18 protein-coding genes are annotated in these 24,852 nt (G+C 34.8%); 11 read left to right on the forward strand and 7 right to left on the reverse strand.

Annotated features, from left to right (window positions below; translation table 11 throughout):
- Positions 1-522 precede the first annotated feature (522 nt).
- The 6 genes from A3EM_RS0113670 (at position 523) to A3EM_RS0113705 (ending at position 6,321) form a co-directional block, all read left to right on the forward strand.
- Complete coding sequence (locus A3EM_RS0113670) at positions 523-1,014, forward strand: YdcF family protein (RefSeq protein WP_020528781.1); 492 nt, start codon at positions 523-525, stop codon at positions 1,012-1,014.
- A 103-nt stretch (positions 1,015-1,117) separates the two neighbouring features.
- On the forward strand, positions 1,118-1,594 hold the full coding sequence (locus A3EM_RS0113675) for a serine hydrolase domain-containing protein (protein WP_211211966.1): 477 nt from the start codon (positions 1,118-1,120) through the stop codon (positions 1,592-1,594).
- A 260-nt stretch (positions 1,595-1,854) separates the two neighbouring features.
- Entirely contained in the window at positions 1,855-2,811 is a 957-nt protein-coding gene (locus A3EM_RS0113680) for a calcium/sodium antiporter (protein WP_020528783.1), read from the forward strand.
- Positions 2,812-3,247: 436 nt separating this feature from the next.
- Positions 3,248-4,495 carry a T9SS type A sorting domain-containing protein gene (locus A3EM_RS0113695; protein ID WP_044238444.1) on the forward strand — a complete coding sequence of 416 codons (1,248 nt, stop codon included), beginning with the start codon at positions 3,248-3,250 and terminating at the stop codon, positions 4,493-4,495.
- A 431-nt stretch (positions 4,496-4,926) separates the two neighbouring features.
- Positions 4,927-5,712 (forward strand): sugar phosphate nucleotidyltransferase, encoded by a 786-nt coding sequence (locus A3EM_RS0113700; RefSeq protein WP_020528786.1) that lies wholly within the window; start codon positions 4,927-4,929, stop codon positions 5,710-5,712.
- 6 nt (positions 5,713-5,718) lie between these two features.
- Entirely contained in the window at positions 5,719-6,321 is a 603-nt protein-coding gene (locus A3EM_RS0113705) for a 2'-5' RNA ligase family protein (RefSeq protein WP_020528787.1), read from the forward strand.
- Here the strand turns inward: A3EM_RS0113705 and A3EM_RS42360 are convergent.
- From A3EM_RS42360 to rsfS, 4 genes are all read right to left on the reverse strand, one after another.
- Positions 6,308-6,904: a C40 family peptidase gene (locus A3EM_RS42360; RefSeq protein WP_020528788.1), complete on the reverse strand. Its 597-nt coding sequence runs from the start codon at positions 6,902-6,904 to the stop codon at positions 6,308-6,310. The two genes, A3EM_RS0113705 and A3EM_RS42360, sit on opposite strands and share 14 nt — an antisense overlap.
- Before the next feature lie 618 nt (positions 6,905-7,522).
- Complete coding sequence (gene leuS / locus A3EM_RS0113715; protein WP_020528789.1) at positions 7,523-10,291, reverse strand: leucine--tRNA ligase; 2,769 nt, start codon at positions 10,289-10,291, stop codon at positions 7,523-7,525.
- Between the two features lie 175 nt (positions 10,292-10,466).
- On the reverse strand, positions 10,467-12,554 hold the full coding sequence (gene ftsH / locus A3EM_RS0113720; protein WP_020528790.1) for an ATP-dependent zinc metalloprotease FtsH: 2,088 nt from the start codon (positions 12,552-12,554) through the stop codon (positions 10,467-10,469).
- 130 nt (positions 12,555-12,684) lie between these two features.
- A complete protein-coding gene (gene rsfS, locus A3EM_RS0113725) occupies positions 12,685-13,056 on the reverse strand; it encodes a ribosome silencing factor (RefSeq protein WP_020528791.1) in 372 nt (123 codons plus the stop codon).
- Positions 13,057-13,146: 90 nt separating this feature from the next.
- Between rsfS and A3EM_RS0113730 the strand changes: the two genes are divergently transcribed.
- A complete protein-coding gene (locus tag A3EM_RS0113730) occupies positions 13,147-13,920 on the forward strand; it encodes a biotin--[acetyl-CoA-carboxylase] ligase (protein ID WP_020528792.1) in 774 nt (257 codons plus the stop codon).
- A gap of 187 nt (positions 13,921-14,107) precedes the next feature.
- A complete protein-coding gene (gene rpsT, locus A3EM_RS0113735) occupies positions 14,108-14,365 on the forward strand; it encodes a 30S ribosomal protein S20 (protein ID WP_020528793.1) in 258 nt (85 codons plus the stop codon).
- Between the two features lie 53 nt (positions 14,366-14,418).
- Here the strand turns inward: rpsT and A3EM_RS0113740 are convergent, their stop codons facing one another.
- On the reverse strand, positions 14,419-15,792 hold the full coding sequence (locus A3EM_RS0113740; protein WP_169513360.1) for a leucine-rich repeat domain-containing protein: 1,374 nt from the start codon (positions 15,790-15,792) through the stop codon (positions 14,419-14,421).
- A 278-nt stretch (positions 15,793-16,070) separates the two neighbouring features.
- On the opposite strand from A3EM_RS0113740, the gene A3EM_RS0113745 reads away from it, so the two are divergent.
- From A3EM_RS0113745 to A3EM_RS0113755, 3 genes are all read left to right on the forward strand, one after another.
- Positions 16,071-17,882, forward strand: coding sequence for an acyl-CoA dehydrogenase family protein (locus tag A3EM_RS0113745; protein WP_020528795.1), 1,812 nt, complete (start codon positions 16,071-16,073; stop codon positions 17,880-17,882).
- Positions 17,883-18,091: 209 nt separating this feature from the next.
- A complete protein-coding gene (locus A3EM_RS48330; RefSeq protein ID WP_020528796.1) occupies positions 18,092-20,551 on the forward strand; it encodes a GAF domain-containing sensor histidine kinase in 2,460 nt (819 codons plus the stop codon).
- A gap of 5 nt (positions 20,552-20,556) precedes the next feature.
- Positions 20,557-21,459 (forward strand): histone deacetylase family protein, encoded by a 903-nt coding sequence (locus A3EM_RS0113755; RefSeq protein WP_020528797.1) that lies wholly within the window; start codon positions 20,557-20,559, stop codon positions 21,457-21,459.
- Positions 21,460-21,481: 22 nt separating this feature from the next.
- On the opposite strand, the gene A3EM_RS0113760 is transcribed toward A3EM_RS0113755, so the two are convergent.
- Together A3EM_RS0113760 and A3EM_RS42370 are read right to left on the reverse strand one after the other, a co-directional pair.
- The gene (locus A3EM_RS0113760; RefSeq protein WP_020528798.1) at positions 21,482-23,905 is read right to left on the reverse strand and encodes a GumC family protein; all 2,424 of its coding nucleotides are present in this window, start codon (positions 23,903-23,905) and stop codon (positions 21,482-21,484) included.
- Positions 23,906-23,917: 12 nt separating this feature from the next.
- Positions 23,918-24,766, reverse strand: coding sequence for a polysaccharide biosynthesis/export family protein (locus A3EM_RS42370; protein ID WP_020528799.1), 849 nt, complete (start codon positions 24,764-24,766; stop codon positions 23,918-23,920).
- Positions 24,767-24,852: the final 86 nt, after the last annotated feature.

A 24,852-nucleotide genomic window follows, 5' to 3' on the forward strand; every position in this document is an offset into this window, starting at 1 on the left:
ATTCACCAGTGCATTTAGTTTGGATGTCATTTCAGTAGAAATTCAAAATTAACCGTGTATTATTTTCCCGTAAAAGACTGATAGAGAGATTATTGTTTCTCAGAAATAATAGTACCCGGTATGGAATACCCGGTATGGAGCACGGGTACTTAAGGAACTACAATTTGCTAAATTAAAGACTCTTAATAAAAACTTGCTTTCTTACAATGATGAGAATACTTTCTCTATTAAGAATTAATAGAGCTAAGTTTGAAGGACGGAAAAGCGAAATTGCTAAAACATATCTCTGCGTTGAGTAATTCTAATGGGTTTAGGTCCAAAATAAGCCTTGTAAAATTTCAATTTTTTTCTTGCTTGTAGGATGAAATTTTATTGTGTGGGGATTTTGTTTGTCCTGACTTTTTTTGTAGTGGGTTCCTAATCAATAACCATAATTTGATCCCACTAAACCCATCCGATCGACAACAATACCCTTCATCAGTGACGTTACAACAATAACAAAATTAATGGTGTCCTTGATTTATGAAAAAAGAAGTGTTAGTCGTTTTAGGCTCTCCAAATTCCCCGATTGGAGAATTGAGTGATATATCTAAAAACAGATTAGATTATTGCAGAAAAATTTTTACTAAAGGACAATTAGTATTATTAACTGGAGGTTGGGGGGCTCATTTTAATACATCGGATAAACCACATGCATTTTATGGAAGAGCGTATTTAATAAACAAAGGGTTATCAGAAAAAGATTTTTTAGAGTTTGCAATGTCAGAAAATACAGTTGACGATGCGGTAAAAATTAAAGCAATCTTATCAGAGCCAAAAAATGCTAAATTAATTGTAATTACTTCAGATTATCATGAAGATAGAGTTAGATTGATTTTCAAAGAAATCCTTAAGGAATATGAGATTAGCTTTGTAGGGGTGGAAAGCAGCCTGGATGAAAAGCGGTTACATGAATTAAGGAAACATGAAGACAAGGCAATTAATGCTATTAAACGAAATGGATTGTATTATTAGCAATTCTGATGGGCCTGAAAAGGAAAAACTACTTTATTCTTTAATCTTCAATTCATGATAGTAAGGTGCTTCCTTTAATTTGATGAAGGTGCTTGAAAGAAATATGAAAAAAATATTTGTCACACTATTATTGTGTTCTGCAATAAATTTTAGTTATAGCCAGATTAATGAAAAAGTATCCAACAAGTTAATAGAAGAATTAGAAAATATCTATTCCCAAGGTCATATTAATGGGTACTCCGCTGCAATTGTAAATCAAAATAATATCTTATTTTCTAAAGGGTTTGGATATGCAAATACTAAACAAAATATAAAGTATACAGAAAATACGATTCAAAATATTGGCTCAATTTCAAAAACATTTATTGGTGTGGCTTTACTCAAGGCTCAAGAACTTAGAAAACTAAACCTTGATGATCCCATCAACAAATATTTACCATTTGAGGTAAAAAATCCTTATTACCCGGATCAGGTAATTACAATAAGGCATCTTACAACACATACTTCCAGTATTAAGGATGGGCCTCATTATGAGAAAAAATGGGCGTTTTCATGGGAATTTCTGCTCAAGGACAAATAGGACTCACGGGAGGGGGATCTGGTACCTTGCAAGCCCACTTTCGGGTGCCACGAATGGAGCGTCCTTGCGTGCTGATGGTGGAGTGCTGAAACAGATTAATTAAAAAGATTCATACCACCACCCATACTATCCTCTATTAGCTAACTGAACTGTTTGCAAAAGCTAGTGCGATCAGATACTTTTAACTTTAATTTGAAAAGTCCAGCTTATAGTTGATAGTTGGGCATTGGAAGCAATAAGCAATAAGGAAGAATTAAATTATGCTGTACCCAATTATATTATTACTTGTAGGGTTTGTTCTTCTGATTGTAGGAGCAAACTGGTTGGTTGACGGAGCTACTTCGCTTGCCAAAAAATATGGTATTTCTGATTTAACAATAGGGCTTACAATTGTTGCTTTTGGAACATCAGCTCCTGAATTGATTGTGAACATCATGGCTGCAAGCGAGGGGCATCAAAGTATTGTTTTAGGAAATATTGTCGGCAGCAACAATTTCAACTTATTTTTCATACTTGGATTAACAGGACTCATTACACCGATAGTTGTTCAATCCACCACGGTTTGGAAAGAAATTCCTTTTTCCATATTAGCAGCTCTTTTACTGTATTTATTGAGTAATGAATTAATATTTTCTGAAGAACCACTTTTATCAAGAATTGATGGCATAATACTTCTCATCTTTTTTGGTCTTTTTATGATGTATGTATACCAACAACTCAATGCAGATCAGTCGACACAAATAACAAAAAAAGTGAACACACCAAAATGGAAAGTAATTGCATTGATTCTAATTGGGTTTATCGGACTAGTTGCGGGTGGAAGATTAGTAATGAACAATGCCATTCTTTTGGCTACAGAGTTGGGAGTGAACGAAAAAATTATAGCACTAACAATTGTTGCTGCGGGTACGTCCTTACCAGAATTGGCCACATCCATTATTGCGGCCATTAAGAAAAACAATGATATAGCAGTTGGAAATGTAATTGGATCCAATATTTTCAATATTTTCTTCATACTTGGTGGAAGTACGGTAATAAATTCTATTTACTATGATAAAACATTCAATACTGACATCTATTTATTGTTGGGTGGAACGCTATTTCTGTTTGTAGCTATGTTTACCGGACAAAGGAAAAAACTTGATAGATGGGAAGCAGGAATTCTATTCATTGTTTACATTTTATATACCATTTATTTGATTAATGCTGAGCTTTAAACTTTTCCAACAACAACTAAAATTAAAATATGAACAGAGCCTTTTGATAGGATCTTGAAAACCAGGAATTTCCCACGGATGAAAATAGCATTTCTACTTTTCTTTTTTCTTCTATTTACTGGAGTGGCCGCACAAAATATGGACACACTATTCTAGGGGGCTACAAAGGCTTCCAGGGTTACCAAAAAAGTACCTCCTCACATCCTGCAGAATTATTTGAGACCCATTTATTAGAACGAAGAGCGTATATCAAGATAAATTCAAAATCTTTTAGTACATAGTTTGCCAAAAACAATCGAAATTTACACCCAGGTAATAAAAAAAGGAATAGAAAAAATAGTGAGTCCCTTGGAACATTTAGATATTTGAGTTTACCTAGGTGGAAAATAACCTCCATGTGGTTTCCATACCATTGCCAGCTGAAAAAGAATATACCATGAGAAAACCATATATTTTCATAATATTAATATTGCTTTCGAATTCAATTTTTTCTCAAGTTATTGTTAAACCAATAGGTTGTTTTGCAGGAACCAATGGAACAAATCCTGCGGTGCTTTCACATCCTGAGGCTAGAGGTGTCTTAGTGACTGAGAAATGGTCAAGTATTGAGCAATCACCAGGAGTATATGATTTTTCTGCTTTAAATAATAAGATAAATACTGTGAAGAAAGCGGGACTAAAATATTCTTTAGCAATTCCTGCAGGTGCGTTTGGAAGTCCAGATTGGCTAATTGATTCTCTCGATGTAAAATACCATAGTTTTCAATTTCGAAGTCAAACTTGGAAATTGCCTCTGTGGTGGGATCCTATATGTTTTCGAAGATTGACTGACTTAATTACTCAAATTAGTAATCAATATGCTTCGGATACTATGTTATCTCATGTATATGTGAGCCAAATGACCGTGAATGGTGTTGAAGGTCATTTAAATGGTGTTGACATGTCGGCATTTGCCATGGATGGATTTACAAATGAAAAATGGATTACAGCTGCCAAATCAACAACATATGAATTTGCTAGGGCTTTCCCTGATAAGCCTATTGTATTTGAAGTCCATGAAATTGATAGTGATACAATCATTCCTGCCACAATTATTAATGATTTATCTAATGACCCCAGTTTATGTGATAGGCTGGGACTGGGAATGTGGTGGATTTCAGGAAAGACAACATATCAATCTGACTTAATTGATTTTATCTATAACTATCAGGGAGATAAATATGCACAAATAATTGGCAGGTCGGATCAATCAGAAAGGTTTAAAGATGGTTTTTACGGTACCGTTTTTACACAAGCCAAAGATTTAAATATTCGGTATATTGAGCCCTGGCCCTACGAATTTCAACATCATACTATTGATAGCCTCATTGAAGATTTTAATATATGGGCAAATACTAATTTTTCTCCCACGGACACTTGCTCTCATCTTACCTCTATAAAACAATTGCCTCCTACAAAAAGTGACCTTATTATTTACCCTAACCCTACGAATGGCACATTGAGTCTTAAAGTTGACTTTTCATATGAAGCGCTCAAAATCATCATATTCAACTTAAATGGACAAAGAGTATTAACTGCAAATAATCAGACAGAGATAGATCTCAGTAAGCTTCCAAAAGACATATATTTGATACAAATACATACAGATAATAAAAAAATTACCAAAAAGTTTATAAAAAAATAAGATTGCCTGCAGGTAAGAATAATGAATCAAATTCAGGTGGGTCGGGGGGGCACTGTATTTTTCCTCATATTGATAAAAACTGCAGGGATTAAGGTCCGGAATAAGCCTTTTATAATTTCAAATTTTTCTTGCTTGTAGGAATGATGTAATCAGTAACTTTGAATGATATTCAAGCGAGAAAGGCAATCAAAAAAGTTTTAAAAGCGAAAAAATTATAAGCGTTAAATTTCAGAAAACAACCTTTAATGTTTGATTAAGGGTTGTTTTTGTTATATTAAATATCTTGTTATCAGTCGGTTACCTGTGTTTTTTATATTCCTCACTTTTCAGGTAAATTTTGCTTCAAAATGTATCTTGCTTAGTTTTGTTTAGGCTTTTATTATTCTTGAGAGTAAATACTTTCTATCAAATTATTCAAAACTTACATTTCTATGGATATTGTTGGGATAATCCCTTCCGGTGGGATGGCAACCAGAATTCAACCTCTTCCAGGAAGCAAGGAATTGTTTCCAATTGGAAAGCTGGAACTTTCTGACGGGACTTTCAGGCCGAAAGTTGTTTCTCATTACTTATTAGAAAAATACCAGTTAGGAGGAGCGACTAAAACTTTTTTCATTTTAAAAAATGGAAAATGGGATATCCCAGCTTATTTTCAGGATGGACATCTGGTGAAAATGGATTTGGGATACCTTATTATCAATAAACCTTATGGAGTACCTTATACAATAGATCAGGCCTATCCATTCATTAAAGATAATATCGTCTTTCTCGGTTTCCCGGATATTATTTTCAATCGAAAAGAGGTATTTAAAATACTTAAATCAAAATTGATTTCTAAAAAGGTGGATATCGCTTTAGGACTGTTCCCTGTGGAAAGCCAGAAACAGGCCAGCAAATGTGATATGGTAGATTGGGATGATCAAACTGGGAAAATCCATGAGATTGTAATTAAACCAGAATCAACGGCTCTTCAACATTGTTGGCTCATTGCAGTTTGGACCCCGGAATTTACCCAATTTATGCATGAGTATTTGCCAGAGGAAGAAAAACAAAGGCTAAGTTCAAAAAATCCTAAAGAGATATTTTTGGGTCATGTCATTCAAAAGGCCATGAAGGCAAATCTTAAAGTTTCAGGTTACTTATTTGAAAATGAAAGTTATCTGGATATTGGTACTCCCGATGATTTATTTAAGGCACAAACCAGGTTTGGAAACTAAAAATAAATGAAAAATCCCATCGCAATAGACATTGTATTTCTGCTGCCTAAAAAGGTGGAAGAAGAGGCAAAAAGAATTAATAAAATTTTGGTTGGTACGCAAAAAGAGTCTGAAATTGATTTTACCCAGAGTCCGGCAATGCCTCATATTTCTTTGGCAATGGGCGGAATTTTACCTGAAAAAATCAAACAGTTGACTGAACATTTAATGAAGTTTTCTGCGGGAAAAAAGTCCATAGAAATAACAATTAATTCATTAATTACTAAAGGAGAAGAACCGGAAACCATTACTAGTTTCCAGTTTGAAGAAAATGACAAATTAAATACTTTTCATACCGATTTATTTAATCTGGTTTATCCACTGATGAACGAAAAAGTAGATGGTCTTTCCTTTTTATCGGATGAGATTTCTGCAGATAGTATCAATTGGGTAAATCAATACTTTGAAAAGCACAGTTTTGACAATTTCTGGCCGCACATCACTCTTGGAAAAGGAAAATATGAACATGCATTTCAAAGCCTTCAATTTTTAGCAAGCAAGTTCGCCATTTGTAAATTGGATGATTATTGTACTTGTAAGGAAATTATCTGGGAATCTAATTTGCATTAAAAACCCGCTTTCCAAATACGTACTTTTTTTTCCAGTAATAAGGATCATCAATTGAGGAAATCATAACCCCTTTGGAGGCAGAAGCATGGATAAATTGCCCGTCACCCAAATAAATTCCACTGTGAGTGATCAAATCCCTGGATTTATAAGTATCCACAAAAAATACCAAATCTCCCCTTATTAAATATTTGGGGTCTGGAAGCAGGACTCCATACCTGGCAATTTCATGGGAAGAGTGGGGGAGAACCACTCCATGTTTACCAAAAGAAACCATAATTAATCCAGAGCAATCAATTCCTCTTTTATTTAAACCTCCCATCTTGTGTTTGGTACCTAAATATCCACGGGCAGTTTTAATTACCTGCTCAGGTTTTACTCCTTTTGTATTAAGGTCATATTCCAGGCCTTCATTTTTAAATTGTTCTAAATCTCTTTTGAGTTTGGGGTCACTAATTCCCCTCACAAGTTGCTCAAAAGCATCTCCTCCTTTTTTGGCTGATTTATCGCTTGAAGTAGATTTGGCTAACTTTCCCTGACAGCTCACTAAAACTGAAAATAGGAACAAATAAATTAAGTTTTTCATCAATCTAAGATTATTTGGTTTTGAATTGATCGAAAATAGACCAGCCTGATAAGAATTTCCTTTGCATAACCAATTGAATATCACAGATGTAAGAAAAATGCAATTCTTGAATGTTTTTTTTTCTTTTAAATTCTTCCAGAAATATCTAAAATGCTTACTATCAGTTATTTATGTTTTTATCCATTTGGTTTTTCTGAAAAATTAATTGAAAAATTCTTTAAACTTCTTAAAAACTAATGTCTATTTTTTTGTGGTAAGTATAATAATCGGAGTATCAAAGCTTTAAAAACGCCCTGGAAAACTTACTTTACGCTAAAGTGCTAGTTTTAAACAAGTTATGGATTTTCCGTTTTTCCCACATATCTTTGAAACATAAGTTTTGAAAACAAAGAAATTTCCAGCGTAATTAAGACGCTTAAAAATATTAAAGTTTATAGTTTCAGTTAAATTTATCTTCTATTCGGACTGCTTCTGTTTAATTAACGGAAGTAGTTTTTTTTTGTGCCAGTCTGTAAACTCCAGTTCTCACTTCCTTAAAAAGCCTTCTGAATTTAAAAAATAAAAAAAGGGCTATGCTTTCACATAACCCTTCCCTGAAAATTCAGAATTTTTATTTTTTTACAATACAATATTTACAATTCTTTTTGGAACAACAATAACCTTCTTAGGTTGTTTGCCATCCATCCATTTTGCAATAGCTTCCGAAGCTAAAACTTCCTTTTCGATTTCATCCTTACCCATATCCATTGGAAATTCAAGTTTTGCCCTAACTTTTCCATTGATGGAAATTGGATACAAACAAGCATCTTCTTTAAGGTATTCCTCATTATGTTGTGGGAATTTGGCTTTTGTAATACTTGTAGTATTACCTAATTTAGCCCAAAGTTCTTCAGCAATATGAGGTGCAAACGGAGAAAGAATGATTAAATAATCTTTTAAAATAGCCTCTTTATTGCATTTCAACTTGGAAAGTTCATTGGCGCAAACCATAAATGCAGGAATTGAAGTATTGAACGATAAATTTTCAATATCGTAAGCCACCTTTTTTATGGTTAAGTGAAGGGCTTTTAACTCGTCTTTGCTTGGTTTTCCATCTGAAACCTGAAATTCTCCTTTTGCATTGTGGAAAAGATTCCAAACCTTTCTTAAGAATTTAGAAACACCTTCTATTCCATCAGTATTCCATGGCTTGGAGGCTTCTAAAGGCCCTAAAAACATTTCATACAGACGCATGGTATCTGCACCATACTTTTCGATTACATCATCAGGATTTACAACATTGTACCACCTTTTTGACATTTTTTCCACCATATGACCGCAGATATACTTTCCATCTTCCAACACAAATTCTGCATCTTTATATTCAGGCCGCCAGTTTTTGAAAGCTTCAATATCAAGAACATCGTTTTTAACGATGTTGACATCCGTATGAAGTTCCGAGGTTTCATATTGACTTTTTAGCCCTTTGGAGACAAATTTATTTTCTCCTGCTACCTTAAATACAAAATTCGATCTTCCCTGAATCATTCCCTGGTTTACCAGTTTTTGGAAAGGTTCCTGATGTGAAATAAATTCCATATCAGCCAGGAAGTTGTTCCAGAACCTAGAATATAATAAGTGACCAGTTGCGTGTTCGGTACCACCAATATATAAATCAACGGAATTCCAGTAATCGGCAATTTCTTTATTGACCAATTCTTTGTCATTATGAGCATCCATGTATCTTAAGAAATACCAGCTTGAACCAGCCCAACCCGGCATTGTGGTCAATTCATAAGGATATTCTCCTTTGTATTTCCAGTTTGTAGCCCTGCCCAAAGGAGGCTCTCCAGTCTCAGTAGGTTTATATTCATCTACTGCTGGTAACTCCAATGGCAAATCTGCCTCATCAATTAAATAAGGAATGTCCTCTTTAAAATATACCGGAACTGGTTCTCCCCAATACCTTTGACGGCTGAAAACTGCATCACGCATTTTGTAATTTACTTTCGCTTTACCCACACCAAGTTCTTCAGCTTTAGCATTTGCGGCTTTTATGGCATCTTTGGAATCCATTCCATTTAAAAAACCGGAATTAATCATTTTTCCATGTTTTTTTTCGGTTGGGTCTTCCATATCCTCCGTGCCCTCAATTACCAAAACTATAGGTAAATTGAATTTAGTAGCAAATCTGAAATCCCTGTCATCGGAAGAAGGTACGCCCATCACAACTCCTGTTCCGTAACCGGCAAGAACATAATCAGATACCCATAATTGTACTTTTTCTCCGGAGATAGGGTTAGTCACATACGAACCTGTAAATACACCAGAGACGGTCTTCACATCACTCATTCTGTCTCTTTCAGAGCGGTTTTTAGCAGCATTTACGTATTCCTCAACCGCAGTCTTTTGCTCCTCGGTAGTTAGTTCATCGATCAATTCATGTTCCGGAGCTAATACCACATAGCTTACCCCAAAAATGGTGTCTGACCTTGTAGTGAAGGCGGTAAGGGTAATGTCCTTGTCCACTACATTAAAATCCAGTTCACAGCCAAAGGATTTTCCAATCCAGTTTCGCTGCATTTCCTTCATCGGGTCAGACCAGTCAAGATTATCCAGATTGGCTAATAGACGATCTGCATAGGCAGTAATTCTCATCATCCATTGTTTCATCTTTTTCCTTTCCACCGGATGGCCACCTCTTTCGGAAAACCCGTCTTTTATTTCATCATTAGCCAAAACAGTTCCCAATGCCGGGCACCAGTTTACCAATGCTTCTGAAAGATAAGTAAGACGGTATTTTAATAAAGTTTTCGCTTTTTCTGATTCGGAAAAATTCTTCCATTCTTCAGCAGTAAATGATGGCGTATCATCATCGCAGGCTGCATTTACATTACTATTTCCCGATTTCTCGAAAATGGCGATTAGTTCTTCAATTTTCCTGGCCTTTTCTGATTCATTACAGTACCAGGCATTAAATAACTGCATAAATATCCATTGTGTCCATTTGTAAAAAGACGGATCAGCAGTTTTTACTTCCCTTTCCCAATCATAAGAAAAGCCAATTTTTGATAATTGCCCTTTAAAGGTTTCAATGTTTTTTTTGGTGGTAATTTCCGGATGTTGCCCGGTTTCAATGGCATATTGTTCAGCCGGAAGTCCAAAGGCATCAAAACCCATTGGGTGGAGCACATTGAAACCGCATAATGTTTTATATCTGGATACAATATCTGAAGCAATATATCCAAGTGGATGCCCTACATGCAGCCCTGCTCCGGACGGATAAGGAAACATGTCCAATACATAATACTTGGGTTTAGTAGTGTCATTTTCAACCCTGTAAATATTGTTTTCACGCCAATACTCCTGCCACTTCGGCTCTGTTGCTTTATGATTATATTCTGACATTATTAAATGATAATTTTTCCCACAAAAAGTTGGAATTGAAATTCAAATGCCGCCTAATCCTCAAAGATTAAGTAGCTTATTAAGTGCGCAAAGTTAGTGGTTTTTCAAAGAAATGAAGCAAAAAAAAGCCCCAACTAATTATTAATTGGGGCCTTACTTTTCATTTGGAAAGAAGTTATTTTTCTTCTTCCGATTTGCTAACTTCTTCTGGTTTTTCATCAGAAGGTGAATTTTCTTCTTTTTTAGCTTCCGGCTTCTTTTCTACCACCACTTTTGCCTTTTCTTCTTTCTTATCCTCTTTTTTCTCTTCATCAGTACCATTTTCAGCATTGGTAAATCTTTGGTAAGTAGTTTCGGCATCGAATGGCCTTTTACCTATCAGCGTTTCAAGATCTTTTTGGAATAAAATTTCTTTATTAAGAAGCTCTTTGGCTAAAATTTCAAGTTCGGCTCTTTTATCCTTTAACAGGGCAATAGTTCTTTCATATGCCGCATCGATTAATTTTTTAACCTCAGCGTCAATAGTTTCTGCAGTTGCCTCGGAATAAGGCTTATCCATGGCATACTCGGACCTTTTAGAGTCATAATAAGAAAGGTTTCCTATTACCTCATTCATTCCGTAAACAGTTACCATACTGTAGGCTGTTTTTGTAATCCTTTCCAGGTCACTCAATGCACCGGTAGAAATTTTACCAAAAATAATTTCCTCTGCAGCTCTTCCGCCAAGTGCCATGCACATTTCGTCAAGCATTTGCTCGGTGGTATATAAAAATTGTTCTTTTGGCAAATACTGAGCATATCCCAATGCGGCAACTCCTCTTGGTACAATACTTACTTTTACCAAAGGATCAGCATGTTCTAAATACCATCCTGCTACGGCATGCCCGGCTTCATGATAAGCGACAATCTTTTTCTCACTTGGAGAAATAATTTTATTTTTCTTTTCAAGACCTCCGATTACCCTGTCAATGGCATCTTCAAAGTCTTTCATATCCACTGCTTTTTTGTCCTTTCTGGCAGCGATAAGTGCGGCTTCGTTACAAACATTGGCTATTTCCGCACCTGCAAATCCAGGCGTCTGAGCAGCGAGATCTTTTGGTTTTACATCTTTGGAAAGCTTTATTGGTTTTAAGTGAACCTTGAAAATACTTTCTCTTCCTGCAATATCAGGTTTATCAATGCTGATCTGTCTGTCGAAACGACCTGGTCTTAATAAGGCATTATCCAAAACATCAGGCCTGTTGGTTGCAGCCAGAATAATTACACCTGAATCAGTAGAGAAACCATCCATTTCCACCAATAAAGAGTTAAGGGTATTTTCCCTTTCATCATTTGCTCCTGGCATTTGTCCTCTTCCTCTGGATCTGCCTATAGCATCTACCTCATCAATAAAAATAATACAAGGTGCTTTTTCCTTAGCCTGCTTGAATAAATCTCTTACTCTGGCAGCTCCAACACCCACAAACATCTCCACAAAGTCTGAGCCTGAAAGACTAAAGAATGGCACTCCGGATTCTCCTGCAACTGCCTTGGCCAAAAGGGTTTTACCAGTACCGGGAGGGCCAACTAACAAAGCTCCTTTAGGAATTTTTCCTCCAAGGTTGGTATATTTCGAAGGATTTTTAAGAAACTGTACGATTTCCTCAATTTCCTCCTTGGCTTCGTCCAGGCCAGCTACATCGTTAAAAGTGATTTTTACTTTATTTTCAGCATCGAATAAGGCCGCTTTCGACTTTCCTATGTTAAATATCTGTCCGCCAGCTCCACCGCCAGTCATTCTTCGCATTAAGAACAAGAATCCAAATACCAGCAGGAAGAAGAAGCCCCAGCTGAAAAACCATTGGCTAAAGTCTTGCCTTTCATCAATTTTTAAAGATACTTTTTTTTCTTTTGGCAGGGAGGCCTGCATCTCATCAAAATCCTTTTTAAAGGATTCAGGGGAGAACACTTTAAAAACAAAATGTGGACCCTGCGTTACGGAAAAAGGACTTCTTGCATTAAGTTCATCCTTATATTTTTGCTGACCTTTAGTATTAAGGGTCACCTCAACCTCCATTTTATTCTTAATAAAAACTACCTCAGCCACATCACCGTCTTCTACCAAAGTAGAAAACCTGTTCTGGGTAATATCTATCATCGCAGAGTTTTTATTGAAATAAGTAAGCCCAATAATAACCAGGATTAACACAACCACTAACCAAATCTGATAGTTATTTTTTGGGGGCTTATTTGGGATTAAATTTTTTTTCTTTTTATCAGCCATCTGAAAGTTTTAAAAATTATTTTCTGATTTATTCCGGCAACCTTTGCGATTAAATTCTAAAAAATAATATGCAGGCCACTGGGATGGTAAGCAATTACCTGTAAATATAAACTAATTTTCACTCATTAAGTTAATCATTTTCCAAATGTGTAATCTTGGCGTCTCCCCACAATTCCTCTAAACCATATTGTTGCCTTTTATTTTTTTGGAAAACATGGACCAAAACATCTACATAATCAATTAAAACCCACTCGTTATTTCCAATTCCTTCCTGCTTCCAGGGCTTTTCCTTAAGCTTTTTAAGCACTTTTTCCTCCACACTATTTGAAATGGAACTTACCTGAGTATCCGAATTACCAGAACAGATTACGAAAAAATCAACAATTGCATTTTGTACTCCTCTTAAATCCAGAATGGCAATATCTTCAGCTTTTTTCTCCTGCATTCCATCCACTATAGCATCTACCAACTTTGTTGAAATTTTTTCTTCTGTTCTAATCATTAATTATAATATTGATTTTGTTGACGTTTTTACTGTTTTTTGCTTAAGAAAATATTTAAAATTACCCGGATTACAAAGCTAATTAAATACTTGTATAAAATATCTGCCAATACTCTTTTTGTAGGAAAAAAATACATTTACCTGCCATCTTGTCATTCAACAAATGACATTGCTGACAATTTTATAAATTCCGGACAAGCTGTAGAAGGCTTGACAATCCTAACTTCTAACCAGACTTCTGGTAGAGGACAAAGGGGGAATACCTGGGAAACAGAACCTGACCGAAACCTTACTTTATCGGTAATATTTACCCCAAATTTCCTAAATGCAAGAGATCAGTTTCAATTGAACATTGCCATTTCTTTGGGAATATTCGATTTCTTCTCGGGATTTTTGGGATCCGGGCTGAAAGTAAAATGGCCAAATGATATTTTTTATCAGGATTCGAAGATCGGAGGAATTCTCATTGAAAATTTGCTCAAAAAAAATCTAATCGAGTATTCCATTGTTGGAATAGGTCTAAATATTAATCAGGAAAAATTCAGAATACAAACTGCTTCTTCTCTCAGAAAAATAAACCGAAAGGAATACAACCTGGAAACTTGTGCAGAGTTGCTGCTGGAAAAACTGGAAAAAAGGTATTTACAGTTAAGAAGTGGCGCTCATGAAAAAATGAAACAGGAATATTTAAATGTTTTATACAAATATCAGGAAGATCACACTTTTTATGATTTAAGGTCAGGGCAAAAGGTAGAATTTAGGGGACAAATCCTTGGCATTAATGCCTTTGGAAAACTGGCCATTGCAAATCAAAACCAGGAGGTGGTTTATTTCGATTTTAAAGAAGTGAGTTTGGTCCCTTAAAAGTGAGTTGTTTTTATATTTAAGCTTTTGAGTTTAAGGTTCAATAGTTTAGGGAATTAAGTCTGAGTAAATTAATTTCATGATCACCTGATAATTTCCGAAAATATTTTTGCTTATTGGGAAGTAAATACTACTTTTGCAGTTCTAAAAAAAATGAGATTACTGAATTTTATAAATATATTGAATAATGGCTAATCACAAATCGGCAAAGAAAAGAATTAGGGCGAATGAGGCCAAACGTCTAAGAAACCGTTACCAGTTGAAGTCAACCAGGACTGCAGTAAAGAAATTAAGAAGCACTACTGATAAGGCTGAAGCTGATGCTTTGTACAAAAAAGTTTCTTCTATGTTGGATAAATTAGCTAAGAAAAATATTATTCATAAAAACAATGCAGCTAACAAGAAATCTAAGTTAGCGAAATTTGTTGCTTCATTAGCCGCCTAAGAAATTTTCTTTATGAAATTTTAAGCTGTCTTTTTTGTCGAAGACGGCTTTTTTTATTTTCCCCCTTTTATGGTTTGATTTTTAAGGTCAAATCGGATTAATACGCCTCTCTTTTGTAGTTTTTCCATCATCTGCAATAACCTATCATAATCTTCACCGCTTTTCGGATAAGGATTTTTTGCGATATCCAATAATTTAAGGTTTTTAAAATAGAGTATTTTCTCAGGAAATTTTTCTATATGATTATTTGCAAGGTTTATCTCTTTTAATTTTTGGAGGTTAAGTAATTCCTTTGGAAACTCATTGATCAAATTGTGTTGCAAGTGACAGTATTTAAGGTTGGTCAGGTGCTGAAAAGATTTTGGTAATTGAGTCAGCTGATTGTGATGAGCATAAAACTCTTTCAGGTTTTCCATCCTGCCAATAGCTTCAGGCAGACGATTAATTTTGTTATGAGAAATAAACAGTATTTCAAGGTTTTTCAATTGGGCAATATCATCAGGAATTTCAGTCAGTTGATTATAATATAAATCCAGCCATTCTAAATTTTCAATTTCAAAAAGTGCCTTGGGGATAGTAGAAATCTTGTTTTTATAAAGTACCAGGCTCTTTAAGTTTTTCAATTCCGAGATGGTTTCAGGTATTTCAACCAGAAAATTTCCTGGTAAAATAAGTTTCTTTAGGTTTTTTAACTGATTGATTTCTAATGGAATATACACCAAATTACAGTAACTCAAATTAAGTGTTTCTATATGTTTTAGCTTTTTTATTTCCTTTGGGCCAATAAAAATAGTATTCCCTTTTAAGCTAAATTCTCGTAAAGATTTTAATTTTTGAAGTCCATTTAAATTGTAAATTTTGTTGCCTCCAATTCTCAAAGTCTTTAGTACTTTTAATTTTCTTAAAGACCGTGGAATTTTTTCCAGGTGATTCTGGCTCAAATCTACCGTAATGATGGAGGAGTTTTTTCTGAATTTTATTTCTTTTGAATTTTCCAAACTATTGCCCCATAATAGAATCTTTTTTAGAGAAGGTGAAGAAGAAAGCCATTTTGGAATTTGGGAAATATTGTTGTGTGAAATTTCTAATTCCTCCAAAGCGGTAAAATGTTTGACCTGATCTGGAATTGTGGTCAGCAGCCCTCTGCCAAGTCTAATGTCCAGAATTGTATCAGGTTGGTTGGTGGTTAGTATCCTCAGGTTTTTCTGATGGTTTTCTTCTAAGGCTATCTGCCTGGCTTCTTTATCTTTTGTTATAAGTTTTTGTTCTTCCTTGCTTATTTTCCTCCTATGATAAATAGCCTTAAGAGAATCAGTTTTTTGCTTTTGCCGTGTCAGAATTGCCTTTTGGATGTTTTTAAGGGAATCAAGTTGAGTTTTTTTTAGTCTATACTGCTGAGAAAAAACCGGATGGACAATAGTTATCATTAAGAAAAAAACAGTTTTTCCAATTAAGTGATCCGAACGAAAATTGAGAAACATTTTATCTAGAGAAGTGATTAACTAAATATTTAGTTTTCAAAACTAAGTGTTTAGTTATAAAATCCAAGAGTTTCCTTTACTTCTTCAAAAACATAGGTTTGATTTTGAAGTAAAATAATAAGTCACTTGAATTAGTAACTTTATCGACCTAAATTGAAAAATTCCTTGACTTTTTTTTCAGGGAATTATTAAAATTAAGGCAATACCCATTAAAAATTAAACACATGGCTCACCAATACATCAACATGGAAACCCTTAGGTTTCAGCTTTATGTAGTTCACAAATTTGAAGAACTGCTTAGCGAAGAAAGATACAATGCTTATGACAAAGCTTCAATTGATTTGTTATTAGATGCTGTAAAAACTTTTTCCGATAAAGACTTATTCCCATACATAAAGGAAATGGATGAAAAACCTGCCATTTTCGAAAATGGGAAGATCATTATTCATCCTCAATTTAAACAGATATTCAAGCAAGCTGGCGAGATGGATTTGATAGGGGGGGCATTCAATGAAGAAGATGGCGGTTTGCAATTGCCTGCTACTATTTTCCATGCTTTGAATTACATTATGGAAGCAGCAAATAATCATGTTCCTGGGTATCTTGGGCTAACCTCGGGAGCAGCGAACCTGATTCTTTCTTTTGGCAATGAAGCCTTGAAAAAGAAGTATGTTCCAAAAATGCTGGAAATGAAATGGGGTGGAACGATGTGTCTGACAGAACCCCAGGCTGGAAGTTCCTTATCAGATATCAAAACAACTGCTCAAAAAACAGAAAAGGGCCATTATAGAATCAATGGACAGAAAATTTTCATTTCCTCGGGAGACCATCAATTTGCAGAAAATATAGTTCATTTATTATTGGCAAGAATAGAAGGGGCTCCAGCTGGTACAAAAGGAGTTTCACTGTTTGTTGTTCCAAAATACAGAATAGATGAATCAGGAGCGCTAGCAACCAATCATGTTACCACTGCCGGAGAGTTTGAAAAAATGGGGCAAAGAGGTTATTGTACCACTCACCTTGTTTTTGGCGATAATGGTGAATGCCAGGGTTGGTTGGTTGGGGAAGAAAACAAAGGGCTTTCTTATATGTTTCAAATGATGAATGAGGCAAGAATTGGAACAGGAAGAATGGGGGCTGCCATTGCATCTGCAGCTTATTTTGCCTCTTTGCAATATGCCAGGGAAAGGCCTCAGGGCAGAAAACTGACTGCTAGCGGTAAAAAGGATGCTGAAAGTGGGCAGACATTAATCATCAACCATCCGGACGTACAAAGGATGTTACTCTTGCAAAAATCGATAGTAGAAGGTGCTCTGAGCCTAATTTTGCAAGCTTCCATGTATTTTGATCGGGAACTGACCAGTGAAGGCGAAGAAAAAGAAAAGTACAATTTGTTATTGGAACTTCTCACCCCGGTAGTAAAAACTTACCCTGCTGAAATGGGTAGGGTTTCGGTAAGCAATGGATTACAGGTTTTGGGTGGTTATGGTTATTGCCAGGATTTTATACTACAGCAATATTACAGAGATATACGAATTATAGCTATTTATGAAGGAACCACTGGGATACAATCAATTGACTTATTGGGCAGAAAGGTCGGTTTGAAAAAGGGACTTGCGCTTGAGCTTCTTTCCAGAGAGATTCAGCAAGATATAAAGAGGGCAAATGAGTATGAGGAATTAAATTCTTATGCAAACACACTATTAGAGAATCTGGGATTAGTTCAAAAAGTTTTGGCATCCCTAATGCCTCATGCCGAATCAGGTAATTATGAAAAGTATCTGGCGGATGCAACAGTCTTTATGGAAATGTTTGGGACTATAATTGTGGGTTGGCAGTGGCTTAAAATGGCTGTAGAAGCCAAAAAAGCTATAGAAACTGAAGATCGGGAATTTTCGAAAACTTTCTATGAAAGTAAAATTCATACCATGAAATTTTACTACAAATATGAAATGTCCAAAACCAAAGGGCTGGCGAAAATTTTAATGGACGATAATGAGTTGACGGTCTCTACCAATCAGGAAATTTTTGATTAAGAGAATTCTGGCCTGGGATTTTGGGATGAAAAAATGCTTATGTACCTCTTTATTGTTTTAATAATTTAATTAGGCAAGAATTTTTCAGATCTGATTTACCAAAAGAGCCAATAAAATAATATATTGTAAACTTTTAAAAGTCTGATGTTCTGATATGATTTTAATCTTTTCGGATGAACTTTAAATTACTTGTTTTCTAATATTAAAGAATGAATTATTCTGAAAACTTTCTTACAAGAGTTTCGAAATTAGGGATAAAAGAAGCAAACATTTCTCCGTTGAGCAACAAGCAGGTAATTTTATCCAATCAAATTTCTCTCATTTTTATTCCCATAATGATAGTCACAGTAGCTATTAATATTGGGGTGGGAAATGTGCCTCCGATCATCAGTTTTTCATCTTTGTTTTTTTTAAGTTTATTAGTTCTCTTTTTAAATAAATTAGGATTTTCATTTATTTCAAGAGTGTTGCTAGGGGTATTTCCCCCTATATTAATTATCCTGCCCATAGTGTCAATTGGGTTGGCACATGCTGGTAGTTATTTTGGGACCTTATTTGCATCCCTAGGTTTAAGTGTTTTGCCCTTATTATTATTTAGCTATAAAACTGAAAAAGGAATACTTATAGGGGTATTAATTATCCATTTTCTTCTGATTGTTTTTCAGGATTACCTTTTAAGGCTAAATGTGGAGAGCAGTGTAAATCTGAGTTTTATTGACCAGAATATTATTTACCTAAAAGTCCCTCAGGTGATTTTATGGATGATAATTAATTTATCCTTAATTTTTTTGAAAAAGGTGAATTATAATATTGAGGATGAACTTGAATCCATAAATGAAAAATTGAATGAGAAAAACAGGAAAATCCAGGAACAAAATGAGGCAGTAACTGTAGCTAATGAAGAGATTTCAAGCCATTTGGAGGAATTAAAAGTACAGAATGAAGTCATCCTGGAAAATCAGAAAAAGCTAAATCAGTATAACTATAAATTACAGGCAAATGAAGGGGTGCTAAAGAAAGCATATATCCAACTCAAAACAAATGAGGAAAATATTAGCCGACAAAATGAGGAATTACAAAAAAGACAGGAGGAAATATTAAGACAAAAAGAACTCATTGAAAAACAGGATGAATCCACCAGATACCGAAACAAAAAACTTGAAAAATTCACAGGTGTACTGATTCAACTTACCAAAAATCCTTACGTACAGCAAGGAGATTTGGAAAATGCCATAAAAGAAATAGTAAAAACTATTGGGATAACCATGGATGTTTCCCGGGTAAGCATCTGGACTTACGATGAAAAAGCTTTTAAGATAAAATGCCAGAAGCTTTTTCAAAAAGACAAGGAATTATTTGAGGAGGGCATAGAAATAAGCCAAACAGATTATCCACAGTACTTTAATGCATTAAGAAGTGAAATAATAATTGTGGCTAATGATGCCTACAATGACAAAAATACCTCTGAATTTGCCTCCGCATACTTACCAAGCAATGATATTTTTTCTCTTTTGGATGTTCCCTTTTTTATGGAAGGAAAATTAGGCGGAGTTATTTGTTGCGAACACCAAAAACATAAACGGGAATGGACATTGGAAGAACAATCCTTTTTGAAAGGAGTTGCTGATATTCTCACCATTGCCTTTGAAGCCTACAGAAAACGCAAGGCAGAAGAACAAATAATCAAGCAAACTCAAATAATTGAGCAGGTAAATTCCAAGCTCCATCAAAAAATGGATGAAACTCAGGCTCAAAATGTAAAGCTTGAACAGCAAAAGAAAGAAATTGCAGCCCAAAATGAAGAAATGCAGGCGCAACAAGAAGAATTATATAGCCAGAATGAGGCATTGGAAGCCACATTATCGAAATTAAAACATACACAGACACAACTGGTACAATCTGAGAAAATGGCTGCACTTGGTCAGCTAACTGCCGGGATTGCCCATGAAATAAATAATCCCGTCAATTTTATAAGTGCCGGAATTGTTGGGATGAAAAAATCGCTTAACCATATCATTAATATACTGAAGGAGTACGAGAAAATTGATGAGAAAAACCTTGAAATGCAACTACAGGAAATAAAGGCATTGAAAGAGCAGACTAATCTTGATAAGGTAGTCGAACTTGTTTTAAAAGTAGCTGAGGATATAAATATTGGGGCACAGCGGACAGCCGAAATTGTTAGGAGCCTTCGAACCTTTTCCAGGCTGGATGAAGATACCCTTAAACCTATTAATATTCACGATGGGATTGATTCCACCTTATTGTTGTTACGAAATCAATATAAAAACAGGATTAATATTAACAAAAACTATGGACAACTTCCTTTTGTGGAGTGTTCTCCGGGAAAAATCAACCAGGTTTTTATGAATATATTGGTGAATGCCATACAAGCAATAGAGCATGAAGGAGAAATCACCATTTCCACCAAACTAAAGGATGAATTTGCAGTTATAGAAATTAAAGACACAGGGAAGGGGATGTCAGAAGAAGTACGGGAACATATTTTTGAACCATTTTTTACCACAAAGGATGTAGGAAGTGGAACTGGATTAGGATTACCAATTACTATGGGAATAATTGAAGGACATAATGGTAAAATTTTGGTCGAAAGTCAGTTGGGAAAAGGTACCACTTTTTTGGTAGAGTTGCCTTTGAGACAGAAATAATTTATATGTTGAAAATCGCTTATTCTCCTAAATATTGTTTGTCTTTACCAGAAGGGCATCGGTTTCCTATGATCAAATATGAGCTACTTCCGGAACAGTTACTTTACGAAGGAACAATAACTCATGATAACATCTTTGAACCGTCTCCTTTATCAGAAAAACTTATTCTGGATACTCACCATCCTATCTATTGGGATAAATTAAAAAACCTGAATCTTTCTAAAAGTGAAATTAGAAGATCGGGGTTTCCTTTATCAAAAGATTTAATTGATAGGGAAATCATTATTGCCAATGGTACGGTTCAATGTACACATTATGCATTGGAACACGGAGTATCCTTGAATATTGCCGGAGGAACACATCATGCTTATTCCGATAAGGCAGAAGGTTTCTGCTTGTTAAATGATATTGCCATTGCAGCAAATTATTTGCTAAACCATAAAGGTTTGAAAAAAGTAATGGTGGTAGATTTGGATGTCCATCAGGGTGACGGGACTGCTGAAATATTTAAAAATAATGAGCATGTTTTTACTTTTAGCATGCATGGCGCGAATAATTACCCGATGTTTAAACAGGATTCAGATCTGGATATTCCCCTCCCTAACGGAACGGATGACATCAAATATCTTTCTATATTAAAAGAAACACTACCCAAAATTATTCAAAACTTCCAACCTGAATTCGTATTTTTTCAATCAGGAGTAGATGTTTTGGAAACCGATAAATTGGGTAAGCTTTCCATGACCATAAATGGTTGTAAAGAAAGAGACAGAGTTGTATTTGAAATATGCAAGGCTCATGATTTACCTGTAGTGGCAAGCATGGGAGGGGGATATTCGGAACAAATTTCCCACATTGTGGAAGCCCACGCGAATACTTACCGGCTTGCCAGGGATATCTACTTTTAAAGAATAACAAGTTGGATGATACTTATTTCCTGATTTTTTTTAGCCAACTTTTAGATTTTTTATTTTTTTCATCTTCCCCATAATAGCCGTATCCATAGCCGTAACCATAGCCGTAGCCGTAGCCGTATCCATAGCCATAACCATATCTCGCTGATCTTCTTACATCATTCAGAATAAGTGCGATATTATTAAACTTATCGTTTTTATGAGCTTCTTCCAGGTCCTCTAAAAATTTAATTTTTGAATAATCCTGCCTTATCACATAAAGGTTGATATCAATGTAATCAATTAAGGCAAAGTAGTCGGAAACAAGCCCTGTAGGAGGAGTATCAATGATGATATAGTCATATTCCTCCCGTAATTTCGAAATTAGATTTTTAAACCTGTCAGAAGCAAGTAATTCGGCAGGGTTTGGTGGTTCTGGTCCGCTAGGAATAATATCCAGATTTGGAGTTTGAGTTGGGAGGACTATTTGGGAAAACTCTGCTTTATTGATGAGATAGTTACTGAGACCAAGTTCATTACTTATATCAAATTGTAGAGATAACTTGGGTTTTCGTAAATCGCAACCTACTATTATTGTTTTTTTATTAAGCATGGCGATTATCATTCCCAGATTAGAGGCACAAAAAGTCTTTCCCTCACCACTAATTGTAGAGGTAACCCCAACAATTTTATGTGTTTTTTCCGGAGCAAGGAATTGCAAATTTGTTCTTAAAGACCTGAATGCTTCGGAAAAAGGAGATTTGGGTGAATCCATTACATTGTTTTGATCTTTACTTTTCCTGGTAACTGTACCCAATATAGGAATAGTAGTATTTTTCTTTACCATTTCTATATCACTTACTGTATCGTCAAGATAATCCTTAATAAAGATTATACCTAGAGGAATGGCTAGAGAAAGCACCAGGGCAATAGCATAAATTCTATTGGTTTGGGGAGCAACAGGATTATTATTTAACAACATGGCATCATCCAGCACCTTGTTATCTGGAGTATTTGATGCTTTGGCAATTCCTGCTTCTGCCCTTTTTTCCAAAAGATATTGGTAAAGGTTGTCACTCAGGTTAAACTTTCTTTGGATATTTACCAGTTGCCTTTCATTTTCAGGTAATTTATTGATACTGCTTTCAATTAATGAGATTCTGTCATTGACATCTTTTAAGGATATATCAGAAGCCTTTTTCATGTTCCTCACATTTTCAGCAAGGGTCTTTTTTACCTGTTCGATTTGGGAATTGATAGTAGTGATTTCATAAGCTTTATCACGAACCTGTGCCGAAAACACAATTTTTTGCTTTATTAATTCATTCAATTCCAGGATTAACTTATCCAGTAATGGATCTTCAATCCCTAGTGAGGATGGTGCAATTATGGCATTAAGTTCTTGGTTATTAGCCAGATAATCTGCCAAATAGTTGTAATATTTTTTGTTAACTAAAAATCCTGCCTGTTCCGCCTGAAGAGCCTCCAATTGCTGCATAGCCAGTTCTGCTGAAGAACTAAGATTTAATATTTTTTCTGATTTTCTAAATTCAGAAAGTTCTTGTTCAGCAGTTCTTAGAGAATCTGTAATTAATATAAGTTGTCTGTCAATAAAATTGATAGTATTGGTCGCAATCTGATTTTTCTCCTCCAGCTCATTTTCAATATAAACTTCACATAACTTATTTAGAAAATCAATTTCTTTTTCAATTACAGGCCCCTGAATGGAGAGTTCGAGAATGGATGCGTTTCTAGTGGTTTGGGCGATTTCTAATTTATTCCTGTAGCTAATGGTTAACCGTTTCAAATCATTAATTACAAAGAAAAAAATGTCATCCTTGTTTCTGTTAAAATCAAAAAATGTTGTTTTTTGCATTCGGAAACTAAACTCTCCAATATTGCAAAGTCTGCCGAAATCACAAAGGGTTCCATTATCTACGTCTTCCTCAAGTTGTTCGGTAGAAGTTGCTACTACAAAATTATTCTTTGAGATTATTTTTACGTAAAAGGCAGATCCTCTGGGAATATTTTTACTAGAATCGTATTCAACAATAAAAGGAGAGTTTTTATAATTTTCACTAGAGGTAACTCTGCCTTTTGTATAATAGGATATCTCAAAATCCAATCCATTTATTGTTCTATTTATAATTCTATAGGATTTCAGAATACCAATTTCATTATCAATATTTTTCCCCTTGTTAAATAGTTCTAAACCGTCCAAAAAAGCTTCCCCACCCCCTCTTGTATTTCCATCTTTTATCAATATTGTGGTGGAGGTTTCATATATCTTCTTAGAATACCTTAGATAGGTATAAGCAACTGCGAAGAATATAATAAAACAAATCACAAAGAAATACCAGTGGTAAATTATTTTACCTAAAAAAGCCTTTATATCAAAGGGTTTTTCTTCTTCGATAAAAAGAAAATCGTCTTTACCGTTTTGGTGATGGATATTGTTCAAATCCTTATATTTTTAATCTCTATTTGAAATAACAAGCGAAAGCACAACTAAACTTATAGAGGCTACAGACATAGCAAAGGTAAATGGTCTAACATTTATGCTAAATACTTTAGCTTTCACAGGCTCTACATAAACCACATCATGTGGTTGTAAAAAATAATATTCAGAAGTCAATTGGTCAATTTTTGACAAATCGAGATGAACCACTTTGGATCCGGAATCGAGCTTTCTGACTAACTTAATTTTTGTACGATCACCAAAATCGGTCATATCTCCGGCATTACTTATTGCCTGAAACAAAGTTACCTCATTTTCAAAGAAATAATAATTACCAGGGCTTTTAACTTCCCCTAAAATCGAAATCCTGAAATTAGCAAGTTTAACATTTACAGTAGGAAACTTTAAAAATTCATCTAATTTTTCTTCCAGTAAAGTAGAAATTTCATCTGTAGTTAATCCTTTTACAAATTGATTTCCAATAAGAGGTAATTTGATATAACCAGAGTCATTTACAGTATATCCCTTAAAATAAAACTGGGCTGCATTGTTTTGGTTGATATTTTGGTTTTGCTGTGAGTTATTCATCCCCCCGTTAAAATAACCCGCTGTGGTTCCGTCAGGGTTCTTAAGGTCAATGTTAAGAATATCCAGGGGCCTTATTTTATAGGTGGATTTAGGATAATCTCCTACTTCTTGTGGTAATTGTTCCTCATTTAAGTAAATAAGACTTTGATGAGGAACACAAGAATATATTAATAATATAAAAGGTATAAAAATAAGGAGCCTGTTCAATGTTGTTGTTTTAGTTTTCAACCGCTTCTGATTTACATCCAATCTCTTTCCAATAAATAAATTCTTCATCTAATATTAGGGCTTCCTATTCAAAGACTTAAATACAGATGCTTGAAAAATCATTTCCTTTAACTACTTATTTGGAGGGAAGATAA

Origin of the sequence: Flexithrix dorotheae DSM 6795 (assembly GCF_000379765.1) — a bacterium.
GTDB classification, from domain to species: Bacteria; Bacteroidota; Bacteroidia; order Cytophagales; family Flammeovirgaceae; genus Flexithrix; species Flexithrix dorotheae.

Excerpts from the sequence above, each read along its gene's own strand:
- rsfS (WP_020528791.1), bottom strand. The coding sequence starts at position 13,056 with ATGATTAGAACAGAAGAAAAAATTTCAACAAAGTTGGTAGATGCTATA.
- A3EM_RS48330 (WP_020528796.1), top strand. The coding sequence starts at position 18,092 with ATGAATTATTCTGAAAACTTTCTTACAAGAGTTTCGAAATTAGGGATA.
- A3EM_RS0113670 (WP_020528781.1), top strand. The coding sequence starts at position 523 with ATGAAAAAAGAAGTGTTAGTCGTTTTAGGCTCTCCAAATTCCCCGATT.
- A3EM_RS0113740 (WP_169513360.1), bottom strand. The coding sequence starts at position 15,792 with ATGATAACTATTGTCCATCCGGTTTTTTCTCAGCAGTATAGACTAAAA.
- leuS (WP_020528789.1), bottom strand. The coding sequence starts at position 10,291 with ATGTCAGAATATAATCATAAAGCAACAGAGCCGAAGTGGCAGGAGTAT.
- A3EM_RS0113695 (WP_044238444.1), top strand. The coding sequence starts at position 3,248 with ATGAGAAAACCATATATTTTCATAATATTAATATTGCTTTCGAATTCA.
- rpsT (WP_020528793.1), top strand. The coding sequence starts at position 14,108 with ATGGCTAATCACAAATCGGCAAAGAAAAGAATTAGGGCGAATGAGGCC.
- A3EM_RS0113700 (WP_020528786.1), top strand. The coding sequence starts at position 4,927 with ATGGATATTGTTGGGATAATCCCTTCCGGTGGGATGGCAACCAGAATT.
- A3EM_RS0113755 (WP_020528797.1), top strand. The coding sequence starts at position 20,557 with ATGTTGAAAATCGCTTATTCTCCTAAATATTGTTTGTCTTTACCAGAA.
- ftsH (WP_020528790.1), bottom strand. The coding sequence starts at position 12,554 with ATGGCTGATAAAAAGAAAAAAAATTTAATCCCAAATAAGCCCCCAAAA.
- A3EM_RS0113745 (WP_020528795.1), top strand. The coding sequence starts at position 16,071 with ATGGCTCACCAATACATCAACATGGAAACCCTTAGGTTTCAGCTTTAT.
- A3EM_RS0113680 (WP_020528783.1), top strand. The coding sequence starts at position 1,855 with ATGCTGTACCCAATTATATTATTACTTGTAGGGTTTGTTCTTCTGATT.
- A3EM_RS0113705 (WP_020528787.1), top strand. The coding sequence starts at position 5,719 with ATGAAAAATCCCATCGCAATAGACATTGTATTTCTGCTGCCTAAAAAG.
- A3EM_RS42360 (WP_020528788.1), bottom strand. The coding sequence starts at position 6,904 with ATGAAAAACTTAATTTATTTGTTCCTATTTTCAGTTTTAGTGAGCTGT.
- A3EM_RS42370 (WP_020528799.1), bottom strand. The coding sequence starts at position 24,766 with ATGAAGAATTTATTTATTGGAAAGAGATTGGATGTAAATCAGAAGCGG.
- A3EM_RS0113675 (WP_211211966.1), top strand. The coding sequence starts at position 1,118 with ATGAAAAAAATATTTGTCACACTATTATTGTGTTCTGCAATAAATTTT.